Origin of the sequence: Pseudoalteromonas sp. SR45-5 (genome assembly GCF_014163565.1) — a bacterium.
GTDB classification, from domain to species: domain Bacteria; phylum Pseudomonadota; class Gammaproteobacteria; order Enterobacterales; family Alteromonadaceae; genus Pseudoalteromonas; species Pseudoalteromonas distincta.
Window position 1 is genome coordinate 1 of sequence record NZ_JACJDN010000770.1, and the last position, 1,628, is coordinate 1,628.

3 protein-coding genes are annotated in these 1,628 nt (G+C 36.2%); all 3 read right to left on the reverse strand.

Going from position 1 to position 1,628, the window contains the following annotated elements; genetic code table 11:
- Positions 1-40 precede the first annotated feature (40 nt).
- The 3 genes from flgN to flgA all read right to left on the reverse strand — a co-directional run bounded on the left by flgN (position 41) and on the right by flgA (position 1,569).
- On the reverse strand, positions 41-472 hold the full coding sequence (gene flgN, locus H5072_RS18855; protein ID WP_182672290.1) for a flagellar protein FlgN: 432 nt from the start codon (positions 470-472) through the stop codon (positions 41-43).
- A complete protein-coding gene (gene flgM / locus H5072_RS18860; protein WP_002959436.1) occupies positions 465-785 on the reverse strand; it encodes a flagellar biosynthesis anti-sigma factor FlgM in 321 nt (106 codons plus the stop codon). Before flgM ends, flgN begins: the two co-directional genes overlap by 8 nt.
- A 76-nt stretch (positions 786-861) precedes the next feature.
- A complete protein-coding gene (gene flgA / locus H5072_RS18865) occupies positions 862-1,569 on the reverse strand; it encodes a flagellar basal body P-ring formation chaperone FlgA (protein WP_007581857.1) in 708 nt (235 codons plus the stop codon).
- Positions 1,570-1,628: the final 59 nt, after the last annotated feature.

Sequence of the window (1,628 nt, forward strand, 5' to 3'; positions counted from 1 at the left end):
TGATAAATCAATAAGGCTTTTTTAATGTAAAATTTTGGGCTTACGCTTTTAAATTACGAACCAGTTTACTCTCGGTATTTACAGATTTACCGGCTTGGTCGTAGGTCATTGACGTTGGTGCGCCAATTAATATCTCTTTTAATTGTTTAACACTAAGCTGCGCTTGACGGGCAGCATGAGCATTAACATTATTTTGTTTTTGGCATTGCGCAAGTTGAGTTTTAACTTGGCTTATTAGCTCAGATATTTCAGGATTTTGTGTATCGTTACTGGCAATTAGCTTACTTAGCTCTTTATCTAGAGTGCTTAGCTTAGTTAAAAAAGACATTTTTTGTTGGGCAATTTCTTTTAAACCAGCACCACGTCGTGAGGCAATAGCAGTAAGCTCATCGTTTAATAGCGTGTGTAAAGAGTCTAAACAACTTACTTGTTGGTTTAGCTTTACGCTAATTAAACTATTATGATCAGCCATACACGTTAAACTCAAAATCAGCTAAGTTTTTAGCAAGCTTTTCACTGTCCACTTGGTATTTACCTTCAGTTATTGCTTTTTTTAGCTCAGCAACTTTATCGCTGTCAAAGCCAGGCGATTGCTGTGCTTTATCTTGAAGCGTTTTTAATTGCTGCGCTTGCGGCGTTAAACTTACAGAATCACTTGCAGCTTTAGGCGAAGGGGCCTGAGCAGCTTGTGTATTTGCGTTATCTTTTTTTAAATCAACTTGTTGCTGCTTTGCATTTGTAAGCGCATTAGCTTGTTGATTACTGCCATTAACTTGATTAACCATAATAATAAACCCGTATATTACCCAACTTATGCCATGTTATCGGCATATACGTAGGATACTTTAGTATAAATCTAAATTAAATATTCACCTGAACAGACTCTACACCATCTACTCGCGCATTTAAAACTTTACCTGATTTTTTGTTTTTTATTTGTATCTGTTCGCCCAAAGTACCGTCTTCTAAAGCAATACCTGTGGTTTTAATTCTAAGGCCCCTCAGGTTTGCGTAAATATTAACAGAGTCACCTTTACACACCATGCAAATTTGGTTTAGTAATACTGGCATACCACTTCTAATATTTCGTTTACTTCTACTACCTATTAGCATTGTGGGATCATCTAAGTACTGTATTCGTACAAAGTGAGTTGGTTTCATTTCAATACTTAAATGCGATTTAGTTATTACTTCACCGCGGGTTAAATTAGCAGTGGCAACAACAACTGGGGCCATTTCAACAACTCTTACATGAACGTATTGAGCCCACGTTTGAGCATCATTACACTTGGCTTGTAAGGTTACTTGGCGGTTAAATGGTGGCTCATCGGATGTTGATAATTCAAGCTCTGTATTACAGACACGATCAGGAATGCGACTGTCTAAAGGCAGAGCACTTAATTGAGTATTAGTATTTTGTAATGTACCAATTTGCTTAGCTATGTAAGCAACGGCCATGTCTTGTAATAAATCTTTACTAAACACTTTAGCTTGCAAAGGGAATACAAAGCACAAGCTAGTAACAAAATAAAAAACACTGTATCTTCTGATTTTTTTTAACAAACTCATAATGTTTCGACTATGCTTATGGTTTCAAACAGGGTATAAATATTTTGCGTCAAAAAGTA